Source organism: Rhodococcus sp. P4_B6, assembly GCF_056402215.1.
Genome location: NZ_JBFUHV010000050.1, coordinates 1 through 15,664 on the forward strand (window position 1 = coordinate 1; position 15,664 = coordinate 15,664).

16 protein-coding genes and 6 tRNA genes are annotated in these 15,664 nt (G+C 68.7%); 14 read left to right on the plus strand and 8 right to left on the minus strand.

Going from position 1 to position 15,664, the window contains the following annotated elements; genetic code table 11:
* Positions 1-2: 2 nt before the first annotated feature.
* The 5 genes from AC1DWT_RS23125 to AC1DWT_RS23145 all read right to left on the minus strand — a co-directional run bounded on the left by AC1DWT_RS23125 (position 3) and on the right by AC1DWT_RS23145 (position 484).
* A tRNA-Val gene (locus AC1DWT_RS23125) sits at positions 3-74 on the minus strand.
* Between the two features lie 16 nt (positions 75-90).
* A tRNA-Gly gene (locus AC1DWT_RS23130) sits at positions 91-163 on the minus strand.
* 80 nt (positions 164-243) lie between these two features.
* A tRNA-Val gene (locus AC1DWT_RS23135) sits at positions 244-315 on the minus strand.
* A 1-nt stretch (position 316) separates the two neighbouring features.
* Positions 317-387, minus strand: a tRNA-Cys gene (locus AC1DWT_RS23140).
* A gap of 24 nt (positions 388-411) precedes the next feature.
* A tRNA-Gly gene (locus tag AC1DWT_RS23145) sits at positions 412-484 on the minus strand.
* A gap of 252 nt (positions 485-736) precedes the next feature.
* Here AC1DWT_RS23145 and AC1DWT_RS23150 point away from each other — a divergent pair.
* The 11 genes from AC1DWT_RS23150 to AC1DWT_RS23200 all read left to right on the plus strand — a co-directional run bounded on the left by AC1DWT_RS23150 (position 737) and on the right by AC1DWT_RS23200 (position 11,221).
* Positions 737-808 (plus strand) — tRNA-Val (locus AC1DWT_RS23150).
* A 155-nt stretch (positions 809-963) separates the two neighbouring features.
* The gene (locus AC1DWT_RS23155) at positions 964-2,166 is read left to right on the plus strand and encodes an RtcB family protein (protein ID WP_072942275.1); all 1,203 of its coding nucleotides are present in this window, start codon (positions 964-966) and stop codon (positions 2,164-2,166) included.
* Positions 2,167-2,243: 77 nt separating this feature from the next.
* On the plus strand, positions 2,244-2,669 hold the full coding sequence (locus AC1DWT_RS23160; protein ID WP_072942273.1) for a TIGR02611 family protein: 426 nt from the start codon (positions 2,244-2,246) through the stop codon (positions 2,667-2,669).
* 95 nt (positions 2,670-2,764) lie between these two features.
* Positions 2,765-4,822: a threonine--tRNA ligase gene (gene thrS, locus AC1DWT_RS23165; RefSeq protein WP_072942271.1), complete on the plus strand. Its 2,058-nt coding sequence runs from the start codon at positions 2,765-2,767 to the stop codon at positions 4,820-4,822.
* A gap of 5 nt (positions 4,823-4,827) precedes the next feature.
* Positions 4,828-5,403, plus strand: a complete 576-nt coding sequence (locus AC1DWT_RS23170) for an ATP adenylyltransferase (protein WP_072942269.1) — start codon at positions 4,828-4,830, stop codon at positions 5,401-5,403.
* A gap of 79 nt (positions 5,404-5,482) precedes the next feature.
* A complete protein-coding gene (pgsA, locus tag AC1DWT_RS23175) occupies positions 5,483-6,148 on the plus strand; it encodes a phosphatidylinositol phosphate synthase (protein WP_072942268.1) in 666 nt (221 codons plus the stop codon).
* Entirely contained in the window at positions 6,145-7,050 is a 906-nt protein-coding gene (locus AC1DWT_RS23180) for a phosphatidylinositol mannoside acyltransferase (protein ID WP_072942266.1), read from the plus strand. The genes pgsA and AC1DWT_RS23180 overlap by 4 nt, the downstream gene beginning before the upstream one ends.
* Positions 7,047-8,174, plus strand: coding sequence for a glycosyltransferase family 4 protein (locus tag AC1DWT_RS23185; protein ID WP_095860662.1), 1,128 nt, complete (start codon positions 7,047-7,049; stop codon positions 8,172-8,174). Before AC1DWT_RS23180 ends, AC1DWT_RS23185 begins: the two co-directional genes overlap by 4 nt.
* Entirely contained in the window at positions 8,171-9,193 is a 1,023-nt protein-coding gene (locus tag AC1DWT_RS23190) for an NUDIX hydrolase (protein ID WP_206015395.1), read from the plus strand. The genes AC1DWT_RS23185 and AC1DWT_RS23190 overlap by 4 nt, the downstream gene beginning before the upstream one ends.
* 151 nt (positions 9,194-9,344) lie before the next feature.
* Positions 9,345-10,247 carry a pyridoxal 5'-phosphate synthase lyase subunit PdxS gene (gene pdxS, locus AC1DWT_RS23195; RefSeq protein WP_015890540.1) on the plus strand — a complete coding sequence of 301 codons (903 nt, stop codon included), beginning with the start codon at positions 9,345-9,347 and terminating at the stop codon, positions 10,245-10,247.
* A gap of 152 nt (positions 10,248-10,399) precedes the next feature.
* On the plus strand, positions 10,400-11,221 hold the full coding sequence (locus AC1DWT_RS23200) for an acyl-CoA thioesterase (protein WP_206015396.1): 822 nt from the start codon (positions 10,400-10,402) through the stop codon (positions 11,219-11,221).
* Between the two features lie 5 nt (positions 11,222-11,226).
* Here the strand turns inward: AC1DWT_RS23200 and AC1DWT_RS23205 are convergent, their stop codons facing one another.
* Positions 11,227-11,850, minus strand: a complete 624-nt coding sequence (locus AC1DWT_RS23205) for a nucleoside/nucleotide kinase family protein (protein WP_095860660.1) — start codon at positions 11,848-11,850, stop codon at positions 11,227-11,229.
* Positions 11,851-11,906: 56 nt separating this feature from the next.
* On the opposite strand from AC1DWT_RS23205, the gene AC1DWT_RS23210 reads away from it, so the two are divergent.
* Together AC1DWT_RS23210 and pdxT are read left to right on the plus strand one after the other, a co-directional pair.
* The gene (locus tag AC1DWT_RS23210; RefSeq protein ID WP_206015397.1) at positions 11,907-12,761 is read left to right on the plus strand and encodes an acyl-CoA thioesterase; all 855 of its coding nucleotides are present in this window, start codon (positions 11,907-11,909) and stop codon (positions 12,759-12,761) included.
* A complete protein-coding gene (pdxT, locus tag AC1DWT_RS23215; RefSeq protein WP_087555886.1) occupies positions 12,758-13,366 on the plus strand; it encodes a pyridoxal 5'-phosphate synthase glutaminase subunit PdxT in 609 nt (202 codons plus the stop codon). The genes AC1DWT_RS23210 and pdxT overlap by 4 nt, the downstream gene beginning before the upstream one ends.
* 55 nt (positions 13,367-13,421) lie before the next feature.
* Here pdxT and AC1DWT_RS23220 read toward each other — a convergent pair whose 3' ends face one another.
* Positions 13,422-14,342, minus strand: coding sequence for a hypothetical protein (locus AC1DWT_RS23220; RefSeq protein ID WP_206015398.1), 921 nt, complete (start codon positions 14,340-14,342; stop codon positions 13,422-13,424).
* The gene (locus AC1DWT_RS23225) at positions 14,339-14,695 is read right to left on the minus strand and encodes a GntR family transcriptional regulator (protein WP_206015399.1); all 357 of its coding nucleotides are present in this window, start codon (positions 14,693-14,695) and stop codon (positions 14,339-14,341) included. Before AC1DWT_RS23225 ends, AC1DWT_RS23220 begins: the two co-directional genes overlap by 4 nt.
* 144 nt (positions 14,696-14,839) lie before the next feature.
* On the opposite strand from AC1DWT_RS23225, the gene AC1DWT_RS23230 reads away from it, so the two are divergent.
* Positions 14,840-15,592, plus strand: a complete 753-nt coding sequence (locus tag AC1DWT_RS23230) for a YebC/PmpR family DNA-binding transcriptional regulator (RefSeq protein WP_072942248.1) — start codon at positions 14,840-14,842, stop codon at positions 15,590-15,592.
* Positions 15,593-15,664: the final 72 nt, after the last annotated feature.

Genomic DNA, 15,664 nt, shown 5'->3' on the forward strand with positions numbered 1-15,664 from the left:
GGTGCGCGATACTGGGATTGAACCAGTGACCTCTTCCGTGTCAGGGAAGCGCTCTCCCGCTGAGCTAATCGCGCGGGACGGAAAAAAGAGAGCGGACGACGGGATTCGAACCCGCGACCCCAACCTTGGCAAGGTTGTGCGCTACCAGCTGCGCCACGTCCGCATTCGTGAAGGCCCCTTGCGGGGCCGTCACTGTCGAGCAAGTCAAACATCTAACAGTCGAGCATCTAGCATCTATCTCGGTGCGCGATACTGGGATTGAACCAGTGACCTCTTCCGTGTCAGGGAAGCGCTCTCCCGCTGAGCTAATCGCGCGAGGTGGAGACGGGAATCGAACCCGTGTGCACGGCTTTGCAGGCCGTTGCCTCACCACTCGGCCACTCCACCGTAAAGGTTGAGTCCAACCTCTCGAGCGGACGACGGGATTCGAACCCGCGACCCCAACCTTGGCAAGGTTGTGCGCTACCAGCTGCGCCACGTCCGCATGCACCGTGTAACTCGCGGAGAATGTTCTCCGTGGTGCGGTTGAGAACATTAGCCGACCATCCGCGATAGTTACAAATCTGCAGGTCAAGGCATCAGACGGTGAACTGCGTGTGAACGGGACCGGGTCGCGGGCGCGCCGTATGCGGGGTCCGGCACGAATCCCACACGAATCCCATCGGGGTGATTTTCGTTCGGCCGCCGGGTCTGTTAATGTTCCAACTCGTTCGAGCGCGAGTGTCTGGCGCGCCTCGGTCCCGTGGCTCAGTGGAAGAGCGTCCCGTTCACACCGGGAAGGTCGCTGGTTCGATCCCAGCCGGGACCACCGAGAGAAGAGGTCGTTTCCGAAATCGGAAACGGCCTCTTCTTTTTCGTGTGCGCACTCGGAAAATCGGTTGTTGCCACTCTCCGGCGCGACGGACAATGAACTGAGCCGGCCGAAATTTCCCGGGTGATCCGCTACCGAAGGATTGAAGTCCCATGTTCCCCGTGAGGCTGGAAGGCACCACCGCGCCGACATTGATGTGGGCGGAGGAGCAGACCATCGAGCAGGCGGCGTTGCAGCAGCTGCGGAACATGGCGGACCTGCCGTGGGTGCACGGGGTCCGCGTCATGCCCGACGTCCACGTGGGCAAGGGCGCGACGGTCGGTTCCGTCATCGCGATGCGGGCGGCGGTCGCCCCCGCGGCGGTCGGCGTCGACATCGGCTGCGGAATGACGGCGGTCCGGACCGATGTGACCGCGGGCGACCTGCCCGACAGCCTGCGGTCGATGAGGTCGCACATCGAGCGGGCGGTGCCCGTCGGTTTCGCCATGCACGAGCACTCGGTGAACGTCGGCGCGCTGGGTACGGATGCCGGGGGAGTGAAGAAGGGGTGGCACCGCTTCTGGCAGGAGTTCGGCGACCTGCATTCCGGCGTGCAGTCCCGGGAGTCGCGGGCGATGAAGCAGATCGGCACCCTCGGCGGCGGCAACCACTTCATCGAGGTGTGCCTGTCGGACGCCGACGAGGTCTGGCTGATGCTGCACTCCGGGTCACGCAACATCGGTAAGGAGCTGGCGGAGCGGCACATCGCGGTGGCGCGGGCCCTGCCGCACAACCAGCGGCTGGTCGATCGCGATCTCGCGGTGTTCCTCGCAGGCAGCAAGGAGATGGACGCGTACCGCCACGACCTGACGTGGGCGCAGGAATACGCGGCCCGGAACCGTGCCGTCATGCTCACGTTGGTGATGCAGGCCTTCCGGCAGTCCCTGCCCGGCAGGACGGTGCGCTTCGACGAGCCGATCTCCTGTCACCACAACTATGTGTCGGAGGAGATCGTCGACGGCGAGCCGATGCTCGTCACGCGTAAGGGCGCGATCCGGGCGGGCCGGGGTGATCTCGGACTCATCCCCGGGTCGATGGGCACCGGTTCCTACGTGGTGCGGGGCCTGGGCTCCGAGTTGTCGTTCAATTCGGCGTCGCACGGGGCGGGACGGACGATGAGCCGCACCAAGGCGAAGAAGAGGTTCACCGTCGACGACCTGGTGCGGCAGACGTCCGGCGTCGAGTCGCGCAAGGACGCCGGCGTGATCGACGAGATCCCCGGCGCCTACAAGGACATCGAGCAGGTGATCGAAGCGCAGGCCGATCTCGTCGAGGTCGTGGCACACCTGCGGCAGGTCGTCTGTGTGAAGGGGTGACCGCAGGTCGCGGTCGGTAGGGTGGACTGGTGACCAGCAGAGAAGCTCGACCGGGACCCGCGCCCGAGAACGGGGATGTGGACGACTCGGATCTGTCCCCGTTCCAGGAAGCGGAGAGCCGCTGGCGCCGGTGGCGGGCACACGTCGCCGCGCGCCCGAGCCTCAACCTGGCGTACCGCATCGTGGTGGGGGTGATCGGCGTTCTCGTGCTCGCCGCCGGGATCGTCGCGATCCCGTACCCCGGCCCCGGCTGGCTGATCGTATTCGCGGGGCTCGGCATCCTCGCGTCCGAGTTCGCGTGGGCGCACCGGTTGCTGCACTACGCGCGGCAGCGCTACGACAAGTTCATGGACTGGTTCTCGCGGCAGTCGCTGGTGGTCAAGGGGGCGGGCGCGTTGCTGACGTGTGCCGTCGTCCTCGCCACGCTGTGGTTGCTCGGGACGTTCGGGCTCGTCGGGACGTGGATCGGCCTCGACTACCCGTGGCTGGAGAGCCCGCTCTAGCCGGACGCATGATTGGGTGTCAGTGCTGGGCCGATAACATGGGCTGGCACATTCACCATGTCTGCACCGCACACCTCACCTAGGAGAACATCGCCGTGAGCACCCCCGCATCCGCCGCCCCAGCCACCCTCGTCCGGGTGCCCGCGGGGACGACGGCCGGTACAGCGGTTCGGGAGGCCGGCTACCCGAGCAAGGGCCCGGACGTCGTCGTCGTGGTCCGTGACGCCGAGGGCCAGCTCAAGGACCTGTCCTGGGTGCCCGACGCCGACGTCGAGGTCGAACCGGTCGCGGCGAACACCGACGACGGCCGCAGCGTCATCCGCCACTCGGCGGCGCACGTGCTCGCGCAGGCTGTCCAGCAGGAATTCCCCGAGGCCAAACTCGGCATCGGCCCGCCGATCAAGGACGGCTTCTACTACGACTTCGCCGTCGAACGCCCCTTCACTCCCGAGGACCTCGCGAACCTCGAGAAGCGGATGAAGAAGATCGTCAAGGGATCACAGCGGTTCTCGCGCCGCGTCGTCGATTCGCTGGAGGAGGCCCGCGCCGAACTGGCGAACGAGCCCTTCAAGCTCGAACTCATCGACGACAAGTCGGGAATCGACGATCCGGAGATCATGGAGGTGGGCGGCAACGAGCTCACCATCTACGACAACCTGGACCCGCGGACCGGCGAGAAGGTGTGGGGTGACCTGTGCCGCGGCCCGCACATTCCCACCACCAAGCACATCCCCGCGTTCAAGCTCACCCGCAGCTCGGCGGCGTACTGGCGCGGCAACCAGGACAACGCCGACCTCCAGCGCATCTACGGCACCGCGTGGGAGTCGGCGGAGGCGCAGGAGCAGCACCTGGAACTGCTCGCCGAGGCCGAGCGCCGCGACCACCGCAAACTGGGGTCGGAACTCGACCTGTTCAGCTTCCCCGACGAGCTCGGCTCGGGACTGCCCGTGTTCCATCCCCGGGGCGGGATCATCCGCACCGAGATGGAGGACTACTCCCGCAAGCGCCACGTCGAGGAGGGGTACGAGTTCGTCAACACCCCCCACATCACCAAGGGCCACCTCTACGAGGTGTCGGGTCACCTGGACTGGTACCGCGACGGCATGTTCCCCGCGATGCACATCGACGAGGAACTGAACGAGGACGGCACCGTGCGCAAGCCGGGCCAGGACTACTACCTCAAGCCGATGAACTGCCCGATGCACAACCTCATCTTCCGGTCCCGCGGACGGTCGTACCGCGAACTGCCGTTGCGGCTCTTCGAGTTCGGTTCGGTGTACCGGTACGAGAAGTCGGGTGTCGTCCACGGACTGACCCGCGTGCGGGGCATGACGCAGGACGACGCGCACATCTACTGCACCCGCGAGCAGATGCGCGACGAACTGGCGACCACCCTGCAGTTCGTCCTCGGCCTGCTGAAGGACTACGGACTGGACGACTTCTACCTCGAGCTGTCCACCAAGAACCCGGACAAGTTCGTCGGCGACGACGCCGTGTGGGAGGAAGCGACAGCGACGCTGGCCGAGGTCGCGGAGTCGTCGGGGCTGAACCTCGTTCCCGATCCGGGTGGCGCCGCGTTCTACGGCCCGAAGATCTCGGTGCAGGTGCAGGACGCCCTGGGGCGCACCTGGCAGATGTCGACCATTCAGCTCGACTTCAACCTGCCCGAGCGGTTCGACCTCGAATACACCGCCAACGACGGCACCAAGCAGCGGCCGGTGATGATCCACCGGGCCCTGTTCGGCTCCATCGAACGGTTCTTCGGTGTGCTCACCGAGCACTACGCGGGTGCGTTCCCCGCCTGGCTGGCGCCCGTCCAGGTGGTCGGCATCCCGGTGGCCGAGACGTTCGCCGATCACCTCTTCGACGTGGTGAAGCGGCTGAAGGCCGCCGGTGTCCGCGCCGAGGTCGACGCGAGCGACGACCGCATGCAGAAGAAGATCTTCAACCACACGGCGCAGAAGGTGCCGTTCATGCTGCTGGCGGGTGCGCGCGACGTCGAAGCCGGCGCCGTAAGCTTCCGATTCCGCGACGGCACCCAGGTCAACGGGGTGTCCGTGGACGACGCCGTGCGCATCGTCACCGAGTGGATCGGCCGCCGCGAGAACGCCTCGCCGACCGCGGAACTGCTGCAATCCGGTCAGGAAGGGTGACGCACATGACCGGAGGTGACGACCTGACGGCCGACGAGATGCTCGGCGGCCCCGGCCGCCTGGTCGACCGCGGCCCCGGCGAGCCCGATCACCTTCAGCGGATCTGGTCGCCGCACCGCATGTCGTACATCGCCGAGACGCCGAAGTCGCGGGACACCCCGAACGAGCCGTTCATCGACATCCCGAAGATGGACGACGAGGACGGGCTGATCGTCGCCCGCGGGGAGCACGTGTACGCGGTGCTCAACCTGTACCCGTACAACCCGGGGCACCTGATGGTGGTGCCCTACCGCAAGGTCGCGGCGCTCGAGGACCTGACGGAAGAGGAAAGCGCCGAGCTGATGTCGTTCACACAGCAGGCGCTGCGCGTGATCAAGCGGGTGTCGCGGCCGGACGGTTTCAACGTCGGCCTCAATCTCGGTGCGGCGGCGGGTGGTTCGCTCGCCGAGCACCTGCATCAGCACATCGTTCCGCGCTGGGGCGGAGACGCGAACTTCATCACGGTCCTCGCCGGGGTCAAGGTCATGCCGCAATTGCTGCGCGAGACCCGGGGGCTGCTGGCGAAGGCCTGGAATGAATGACGCGATAGATGAATGACGCGCGAGTCGCTGACTCACGCGTTCGGGGTTCCTGTCGGGAAGTGAAGAACGGGGTGGAGAGGTGCTGAGCTTCTTCGGGCGGGCATCGGTGTCCAAGGTGACGGCGCCGCTGGGGAAGGCCCTGGTCAAGACCGGGCTCACCCCCGATTCCGTCACCGTCATCGGCACCGTCGCGACCGTGGCGGGTGCGGTCACACTGTTTCCCAGCGGACATCTGTTCTGGGGAGCGATGTTCATCTGGCTGTTCGTGATGTTCGACATGCTGGACGGCGCGATGGCACGCGCGCGGGGCGGCGGGACCAGGTACGGCGCCGTGCTCGACGCCACCTGCGACCGGGTAGCCGACGGCGCGATCTTCGCCGGCCTCGCCTGGTGGGCCGTCTACCACGAGAACAGCAAGCCGCTGCTGATCGCGACGCTGCTGTGCCTCGTCACGTCGCAGGTGATCTCGTACGCCAAGGCGCGCGCCGAGGCGAGCGGACTGTCCGCCGACGGCGGCCTCATCGAACGGCCCGATCGGCTGATCATCGTGCTCGTCGGCGCCGGCGTCACCGGGCTCGGAGTGCCGTGGGCCGTGCACGTCGCGATGTGGTTGCTGTCGGCGGGCAGCGTGATCACCGTGTTCCAGCGGGTTCTGGCGGTCCGCCGGTCGCCGGGGGCGCGGGACGTGCTGCCCCTGCCGCCCGCAGATCCGACGCCGGAAGACGGACAGGCGACCGCGCAGTGAGCGGCGTGTCCGAACGCCTCAGCGACCTGGGGTACGCGGCAGGCTGGCGGCTGGTGCGTGCCCTGCCCGAGAAGGCCGCGGTCACCCTGTTCGACAGGGGAGCCGACTTCGCCGTCCGGAACGGCGGCCCGGACCAGTTGCGCCGCAACCTCGCCCGGGTGCTGGGGGTGACCCCCGCCGAGGTGCCCGATGCGCTGATGCGGGCGTCGATGCGGTCCTACGCACGGTACTGGCGGGAGGCGTTCCGGCTGCCGTCGATGGACCTGGTGAAGACCGGCGCCGCCCTCGACGAGCTGATCGAGGGACAGAAGCACCTCGACGCCGCGAAGGAAGCCGGCCGGGGCGCGATTCTCGCACTTCCGCACAGCGGCAACTGGGACATGGCCGGTGTGTGGTGCGCCCAGCACTGGGGTGGCCTGTCCACGGTCGCCGAACGGCTGAAACCCGAATCGCTGTACCAGCGGTTCGTCGACTACCGCGAAGGCCTCGGCTTCGAGATCTTCCCGCTCAGCGGCGGTGAGCACCCCCCGTTCGTGGAACTGTCGGAGCGGCTGCGGGACAACGGCATCGTGTGTCTCCTCGGTGAACGCGACCTGGCGAAGAAGGGGGTCCCGGTGACGTTCTTCGGGGAACCGACCCGCATGCCCGCCGGTCCCGCCAAGCTGGCGATCGACACCGGTGCGCCGCTGCTGCCGGTGCACTGCTGGTTCACCGACAGCGGGTGGGGTTTCCGCATCGACCCGCCGATCGACACGACCGCGGGCGTGGCCGCGGCGACCCAGGTCCTGGCGGACCGGTTCGAGGCCAACATCGCCGCACATCCCGAGGACTGGCACATGCTTCAGCCGCTGTGGCTGTCCGACCTGTCGCAGGCGAGGCTCTCCCGTATGGAGAACTCGTGAAGATCGGCATGGTCTGCCCGTACTCGTTCGACGTCCCGGGCGGAGTGCAGGCCCACGTCGTCGACCTCGCGGAGGTCCTGATCGAGCGCGGGCACAAGGTGAGCGTCCTGGCGCCGGCGTCCGACGACGTCGACCTGCCCGGTTTCGTCGTGTCGGCGGGACGCGCCCTCGCGATTCCCTACAACGGTTCGGTGGCCCGGCTGAGTTTCGGCCCCGCCGCGAGTGCCCGGGTCCGGCGCTGGATCTCGGACAACGACTTCGACGTCCTGCACATCCACGAGCCCAACGCGCCGAGCCTGTCGATGCTCGCCATGCGGGTGGCGGAGGGGCCCATCGTGGCGACGTTCCACACCTCGACCACGAAGTCGTTGGTGCTGAGCACGTTTCAGGGTGTGCTCCAGCCGTACCTGGAGAAGATCAGCGGGCGCATCGCGGTATCGGAACTCGCGCGGCGCTGGCAGGTGGAATCGCTCGGCTCCGACGCCGTCGAAATCCCCAACGGCGTCGACGTCCCGGCGTTCGCGCACGCCGAACCGCTGCCCGGCTATCCGCGCCCCGGCAAGACCATCCTCTTCCTCGGCCGCTACGACGAGCCCCGCAAGGGCATGGCCGTGCTCCTGAAGGCGCTGCCCGCGCTGGTGGAGAAGTATCCCGATCTCGAGGTGCTGGTGGTCGGCCGCGGCGACGAGGACAAGTTGCGCCGCGAGGCGGGCCCGGTGTTCGGGCATCTACGTCTGCTCGGCCAGGTCGACGACGCCGAGAAGGCGTCGGCGCTGCGGAGCGCCGACGTGTACTGCGCCCCCAACCTCGGCGGTGAGAGCTTCGGCATCGTGCTGGTGGAGGCGATGGCCGCCGGGGCCGCCGTCGTGGCGAGCGAACTGGACGCATTCCGCCGGGTCCTGCGGGACGGGCAGGCGGGCGTGCTGGTGCCGGTGGGGGATGCGGCGGCGCTCGCCGCCGGGATCGACTCGGTGCTCGGCGACCCCGAGCGCAGCGCCGCGCTCACCGACGTCGGCCGCACGGTGGTCACCGAATACGACTGGCCGGTGGTGGCCGAGCAGATCCTGCGTGTCTACGAGACGGTCACCGTCGGCCGCGACGGCGTGCGGGAGGTCGGCTCGTGACGCTCTCCGCCCTCACGATCCTGGTTCTCGCGCTGGTCGCGGCCGTCGTCCTCGCGATCGGCCTGTGGGCGTACGGCACGGCCAACCGCCTCGACCGCCTGCACGTCCGCTCCGACCTGTCCTGGCAGGCCCTCGACGCTGCCCTCGCCCGCCGGGCGGTGGTCGTCCGTGCGGCGGCCGCGGCGATGGACCCACCCGAGGGCAGGTCGCTGGCCGCGCTGGCGGCCAGGGCCGAACGAGCGGACCGGGCCGACCGGGAGATCGCCGAGAACGCGTTGTCCAGCGCACTCTCGTCGCTCGACCCGGACACCCTGCGCCCCCAGTTGGTGGCGGAACTCGCCGACGCCGAGGCGCGGGTGCTGATCGCCCGCCGATTCCACAACGACGCCGTCCGCGACACGCTCGCCCTACGCACCCGGCGGCCCGTCCGATGGCTGCACCTCGGGGGCACGGCCCCGCTGCCGACGTACTTCGAGATCACCGAACGTTCGTCCGCCGCCGCGGTCACCGAGGGACTGTCCCTCGACTCGGTCCGCACCTCCGCCCGGGTGGTGCTGCTCGACGGTGAGGGCCGGGTGCTGCTGCTGCGTGGACACGACCCCACCGTCCCCGACATCTACTACTGGTTCACGATCGGCGGCGCCGTCGAGAAGGGCGAGAACCTGCGGGCGGCCGCCGTCCGGGAGATCGCCGAGGAGACCGGGCACACCGCGTCGCCCGAGTCGCTGCGCGGACCGATGTGGCGTCGGGTGGCGATCTTCTCCTGGAACGGGCAGCTCATCCGGTCCGAGGAGCTGTTCTTCGCGTTGCGCACCGACGGGTTCGAGCCGCATCACGGCGGCTTCACCGAACTCGAGAGCCGCACCATCACCGGTCACCGGTGGTGCACCGCGGACACGGTACGGGAACTGGCGGCGGCGGGCGAAGCCGTGTACCCGCACGACCTCGCGGATCTCCTCGACGAGGCCGAAGCGGTCGCTGTTGCCGCCGACGACCCCGAGGTGCGCGCGATCACCTGAGCCGCCCGCAGATCCGGAGAAAGCCAGCAATCGCGGACTGGCTACGGAAGTGGACTGGCGTTCGTCCTAGAATCAAGTACTGCAGCGTGAACGTCGTCGCTCACGCATGCCGCTATCGCAATCAATCCACGCCACACCTCAGGAGTTCGCTGTGAGCACCCCCGACACCACCCCCACCACCGGTACGGCGCGCGTCAAGCGTGGCATGGCCGAGATGTTGAAGGGCGGGGTCATCATGGACGTCGTCACCCCCGACCAGGCGAAGATCGCCGAGGACGCCGGTGCCGTTGCGGTGATGGCACTCGAGCGGGTGCCCGCGGACATCCGCGCCCAGGGCGGCGTGTCCCGGATGAGCGACCCGGACATGATCGATGGCATCATCTCCGCCGTGTCGATCCCGGTGATGGCCAAGGCCCGGATCGGGCACTTCGTCGAGGCGCAGATCCTGCAGTCGCTCGGTGTCGACTACATCGACGAGTCCGAGGTCCTGACGCCCGCCGATTACGCCAACCACATCGACAAGTGGAAGTTCACCGTTCCGTTCGTCTGTGGTGCCACGAACCTTGGTGAGGCGCTGCGCCGGATCACCGAGGGTGCGGCGATGATCCGCTCGAAGGGTGAGGCCGGCACCGGGGACGTGTCCAACGCGACCACCCACATGCGCACCATCGGCGGGGAGATCCGCAGGCTGACGTCGCTGAGCGAGGACGAGCTGTACGTGGCGGCCAAGGAGCTGCAGGCCCCGTACGACCTGGTCGTCGAGGTCGCCAAGGCCGGTAAGCTGCCGGTCACCATGTTCACCGCCGGCGGCATCGCCACCCCGGCGGACGCGGCGATGATGATGCAGCTCGGCGCGGAGGGTGTGTTCGTCGGTTCCGGCATCTTCAAGTCSGGCAACCCGGCCGAGCGCGCCGCGGCGATCGTCAAGGCGACCACGTTCTTCGACGACCCGGACGTCCTCGCGAAGGTGTCCCGCGGGCTGGGCGAGGCGATGGTCGGCATCAACGTCGACGACATCCCCGTCCCGCACCGGCTCGCCGAGCGCGGCTGGTGATCCCCCCGCTCGATCACTGATCGAGCGTCGGCGCTCCCGGCGCTGTTCCTCCGCTCGCACCGCACGAGGCCCCCACCGGGGCCCGTGCGGTGCGGCCCGGTGCCCGGGACCGTGGGAGAGTGTCAGCGGACGAGCATCGGAAGGGGCCGTGGATGGCGACGATCGAAGAGATCCTGGAAGTGGAACGCCTCGAGGAGAACATCTTCCGGGGCATAGCGACCGAGACCATGCTTCCCCGCACCTTCGGCGGGCAGGTGGCCGGTCAGGCGCTGGTGGCGGCGGTCCGCACCGTCGACCCCCGCTTCGCGGTGCATTCGCTGCACGGCTACTTCCTCCGCCCCGGCAATCCCACGATGCCGATCGTGTACCTCGTGGACCGCATCCGGGACGGCCGCTCGTTCGTCACCCGGCGGGTCAGCGCCGTTCAGGACGGCCAGGCCATCTTCACGATGTCGGCGTCCTTCCAGGTCGACGACGTGGGCATCGAGCACCAGGACGAGATGCCCGTGGTCCAGCCGCCCGACAATCTGCCGTTCGCCGGCGAATCCGACGACCCGGAGATCGCCTGGCTGGCCCGGGAGTGGTCCGACTGGGACATCCGGATCGTCGGACACGGCGAGGTCGACCGCATCCGCGGTGCGGCCGCGCAGCAGCAGGCGTGGTTCCGGTCCCGCAGGACGCTGCCCGACGACCCCGTCTTCCATGTCTGCGCGCTGGCGTACATGAGCGACATGACGCTCATCGGTTCCGCGATGACCCCGCATCCCGGTGTCGAGATCGACAGTGCCTCACTCGATCACGCGCTGTGGTTCCTGCGCCCGTTCCGGGCCGACGAATGGCTGCTGTACGACCAGACGTCGCCCGCCGCCGGCTTCGGCCGGGCTCTCGCGCAGGGACGGATCTTCGACCGGAAGGGGAACCTGGTCGCCGCCGTGGTGCAGGAAGGGCTGACCCGGTTCCTGCGCACGACGTGAGCGGCTCAGCGGCCTGCTCGGACCGCGGGTTTCGGCGGATGGTCGTACCGCACCAGCAGGTCGGGTTCGTCGGTGACGTCGGCGGCGCGGCGCAGCAGTGCGGGCACGGTCCATCGTTGATCGTCCGGAGTACGGCGCCGCAGGGCCCCTTCACTCAGGTGGAGTTGCACGGTGACGTCGAAGTCGAGGTCCCGGCCGAGCAGCATCGGGCCTGTCACGAGAAGCACCTGCCCGTCGGCGGCGGGCACGCGGGCGCAGCGGGCGGAGCGATCCTCGGCCTCGTCCCACAGCCGCGGCAACCACCGGCGGTCGGCGCGGACCGACCGCACCACCTCCCGGTTCAGTGCGTCGTAGTCGAACCAGAGCGTGCGGTAGCTGAGTTCGTCGTCGCGTCCGTGCTCGAACCGCAGGGAGGCGGGCCGGACGTAGTCGTGGACGGACACGACGTCGCAGGGCCGGCCCTGTTCGCGCAGCGACGCGCAGATCGCGTCCGAGAGGGGGAGCGGCTGCGCGGCGTCGGGGGCATCGATCGCGACGACGGCGGTGCCGTCCACCGCGAGACAACGCTCGGTGACGAGTGCGACGAGACCGTCCGGGCTCGTCGGTGTGAACATCGTCATGGCACCCATGGTGCCTCGAGCCCGAACCGGGCGGATAACCTTGACCAGGCACAGAAGGAGGGCGGATGGCGAGCATCGAGGACATTCTCGAACTCGAAGCGCTGGAGAAGGACATCTTCCGCGGGTCGGTTCATCCGTCCGTGCTGAAGAGGACGTTCGGCGGGCAGGTCGCCGGTCAGTCGCTCGTCTCCGCCGTCCGCACCGTCGACGAGATATTCGAGGTGCACTCCCTGCACGGGTACTTTCTGCGCCCCGGAAATCCGGCGGAACCCACCGTGTACCTGGTCGACCGGATCCGGGACGGCCGGTCCTTCTGCACCCGGCGCGTCACGGGCATCCAGGACGGCAAGGCGATCTTCACCATGTCGGCCTCGTTCCACTCGCAGGACGAGGGCATCGAGCACCAGGACACGATGCCGTCGGTCCCCGAGCCCGAAGAGCTCGTCGACGCACAGACCGTCGAGGAGATGGCCGCCACCGATCTCTACCGGGAGTGGAAGGAATGGGACGTCCGTATCGTTCCGGCCGACTGCACCAGGAAGACTCCCGGAATCGCCGCGCAGCAACGCGTGTGGATGCGTTACCGCAACACACTGCCCGACGATCGGGTCTTCCACATCTGCACCCTCGCCTACCTCAGTGACATGACGCTCCTCGGCGCGTCGAAGGTCCCGCACCCCGGAGTGGTCACCCAGACCGCGTCGCTCGACCACGCCATGTGGTTCCTGCGCCCGTTCCGCGCCGACGAGTGGCTGCTCTACGACCAGACCTCACCCTCCGCCGGCTTCGGCCGCGCCCTCACCCAGGGCCGCATGTTCGACCGGAACGGCACCATGGTCGCCGCCGTGGTGCAGGAGGGGTTGACCCGCATCCAGCGCGATCAGGACCAGCGCGACATCGAGACAGGAAACATGGCATGACCCGTCCCCTCGTCGGAGTGCTCGCCCTGCAGGGCGACGTCCGTGAACACCTTGCTGCACTGAATGATTCGGGCGCCGACGCCGTGGGCATCCGTCGCCCGGAGGAGCTCGAGAAGATCGACGGCCTGGTGATCCCGGGCGGTGAGTCGACGACGATGAGCAAGCTGCTGCAGATCTTCGAACTGCTCGAGCCGCTGAAGGCCCGCCTGCGCGACGGGTTGCCCGCCTACGGGTCGTGCGCCGGGATGATCCTCCTCGCGAGCGAGATCCTCGACACCCGACCCGACGCCCAGCACCTCGGCGCCATCGACATGACCGTGCGCCGCAACGCATTCGGCCGTCAGGTCGATTCCTTCGAGTCCGACCTCGAATTCGAGGGCATCGTCGGCGACCCGATGCGGGCCGTGTTCATCCGGGCCCCGTGGGTGGAGCGCGTCGGCGACGACGTCCAGGTCCTCGCCCGGGTGCCCGAGTCGGGTGGCGCGGCCGCCGGACGCATCGTGGCCGTGCGGCAGGGTTCCGTGGTGGCGACGTCGTTCCACCCGGAGGTCACGGGGGATCGGCGAGTGCACGAGTTGTTCGTCGACATCGTCCGCGGGGTCTAGGGCATCTTCCCCGATCCCCGTTTCGGCGCTCCCGAGAGGGATCGGGAGACACGCCCTAACCCGCCGGACGGGGTGCGGCGAGCGAGTTGAGGAGCGCCGCACCCTGAGCGGCGCCGTCGACGGTGACGGCGAACGGGCGGCCGCCGGCGCGGGTCACTACGATGCCCTCGCCGCCGCGGATCACCACCGCGGTTCCGCGCGGTGAGAAGCGGTATCCCCAGCCGCCCCAGTCCGCGGGGCGGATCTCGGTCACCTGCGCCTCGTCGACCGCGTCGAGTGGGATGTGCCGCCAGCGCACGTTCCACGACGCGAGGCTCAGCCCGGTGCGGTCGACCTGCACGGTCACGGAAGCGAAGGCGCCGCCGGCGACCACCAGGACGAGGAACAGCGCCGCGAGCCAGAGTGCGCCCACCAGCGCGGACACGAGCGCGGCGACGGCCATGGCGAGAGCGAGCACGCCCGCCCAGCGCCCGCGCGCGTATCCGGTCCAGGACGCGCGTTCGCCGGGCGCCAGGGGGACGGGCAGTGTCGGCGCGGGGCCGTTCTCCGTGGCGTGCGACGGCCGGGGGAGCAGGACGAACGTGGCGACCGCCCACAGGATTCCCAGCAGGGGGATCACGATCCACCAGCCCAGCGTCGCCGCGTCGGGCGAGCCCGCACGGACGGTGGCGGCGACGCTGACGATCCACGTCGTGGCCACCGTCCACCCGGTGAACACGGTGGCGGGGAGCCAGAGCGCGGCGTCGGTGCGGATCCGGGCCGCGGCGACGCCGGCGGTGCCCGCGGCGATCGCGCAGACGGCGAGGGCGATCCAGAAGTAGGTGGTCGTGTCGCTGAAACCGTCGGGTCGGGTGCCGGACCAGTGGCTGGCCACCACCGGCGGCAGATCGCCGCCCCACGCGAGTCTCGCGATCACGAGGGCGAGGAGGGGTACCGCCGAGGTCGCGGTGAGGAGGCGCGTGCGGGAGGTCGTCATTGTTCGGTGGTCTCCTTGATCACGTCGAGCATCTGTTCGGTGTCGAGTCCGAGGCGCCGTGCCTCGGCGACGAAAGTGCGTGCGGCTTCGGTCAATCCGGTACGAATCGGGTCTGTGTCGGCGCGGACGACCGCGCCCCGGCCCCGGCGGAGGTCGATCAGCCCCTCGTCGCGGAGGGTGGCGTAGGCGCGCAGCACCGTGTGGAGGTTGACGTCGATGGACTCGGCCAGTGCCCGGGCGGAGGGCAGCCGGTCGCCCGCGTCGATCTCGCCGCGCAGGAACGCGCCGCGCACATTGGCGGCGATCTGTTCGCCCAGTGGGGTGCCGGAGCTGTGGTCGACTCGCATCAACATGTTTGCATTCTATGCAAACAATGGTGACTTTTGCGAGTTGTTACCCCGGGATAGCGCAGGGGTGGCCGGGCTGCGGGTAACATCGTCAAAGCTGAAACCGCGCAGTCGGCGTGCCAAAAGCAGCAGGAAAGGGGCTTGAATCGCATGAGCGGCCACTCCAAATGGGCCACCACCAAGCACAAGAAGGCTGTGATCGATGCCAAGCGTGGCAAAGCCTTCGCGAAGCTGATCAAGAACATCGAGGTGGCGGCCCGTACCGGCGGTGGCGACCCTGCGGGAAACCCCACCCTGTACGACGCTATCCAGAAGGCCAAGAAGACGTCGGTCCCCAACGACAACATCGAGCGCGCCCGCAAGCGCGGCGCCGGTGAAGAAGCGGGCGGCGCCGACTGGCAGACCATCATGTACGAGGGCTACGGACCCAACGGCGTCGCCGTCCTCATCGAGTGTCTGACCGACAACCGCAACCGTGCGGCCGGCGAGGTGCGGACCGCGATGACCCGCAACGGCGGAAACATGGCCGACCCGGGTTCGGTGTCCTACCTGTTCGCCCGCAAGGGCGTCGTCACCCTGGAGAAGGGCGACCAGACCGAGGACGACGTGCTCATGGCGGTCCTCGACGCGGGCGCCGAAGAGGTCACCGACCTGGGCGAGACGTTCGAGATCGTGAGCGAGCCCACCGACCTCGTGGCCGTGCGCAGCGCTCTGCAGGAGGCGGGCATCGACTACGACTCCGCCGAGGCCGACTTCCGCGCATCCGTCGAGGTCCCGGTCGACGCGGACGGGGCCCGCAAGGTGTTCAAGCTCGTCGACGCACTCGAGGAGTCCGACGACGTGCAGAACGTCTACACCAACGTCGACCTCTCCGACGAGGTGCTCGCCGAACTCGACGACTGATCGCACGGGCGCACGGCGCGGGGCGGGGGAGCGGTGCTCGCCCGCCCCGCGCCTTCCTGCGTGTTGGTGCGC

Coding starts and splice junctions, on each gene's coding strand:
- AC1DWT_RS23155 (WP_072942275.1), top strand. CDS start 964: ATGTTCCCCGTGAGGCTGGAAGGCACCACCGCGCCGACATTGATGTGG.
- AC1DWT_RS23170 (WP_072942269.1), top strand. CDS start 4,828: ATGACCGGAGGTGACGACCTGACGGCCGACGAGATGCTCGGCGGCCCC.
- AC1DWT_RS23200 (WP_206015396.1), top strand. CDS start 10,400: ATGGCGACGATCGAAGAGATCCTGGAAGTGGAACGCCTCGAGGAGAAC.
- AC1DWT_RS23205 (WP_095860660.1), bottom strand. CDS start 11,850: ATGGGTGCCATGACGATGTTCACACCGACGAGCCCGGACGGTCTCGTC.
- AC1DWT_RS23210 (WP_206015397.1), top strand. CDS start 11,907: ATGGCGAGCATCGAGGACATTCTCGAACTCGAAGCGCTGGAGAAGGAC.
- pdxT (WP_087555886.1), top strand. CDS start 12,758: ATGACCCGTCCCCTCGTCGGAGTGCTCGCCCTGCAGGGCGACGTCCGT.
- AC1DWT_RS23220 (WP_206015398.1), bottom strand. CDS start 14,342: ATGACGACCTCCCGCACGCGCCTCCTCACCGCGACCTCGGCGGTACCC.
- AC1DWT_RS23225 (WP_206015399.1), bottom strand. CDS start 14,695: ATGTTGATGCGAGTCGACCACAGCTCCGGCACCCCACTGGGCGAACAG.
- AC1DWT_RS23230 (WP_072942248.1), top strand. CDS start 14,840: ATGAGCGGCCACTCCAAATGGGCCACCACCAAGCACAAGAAGGCTGTG.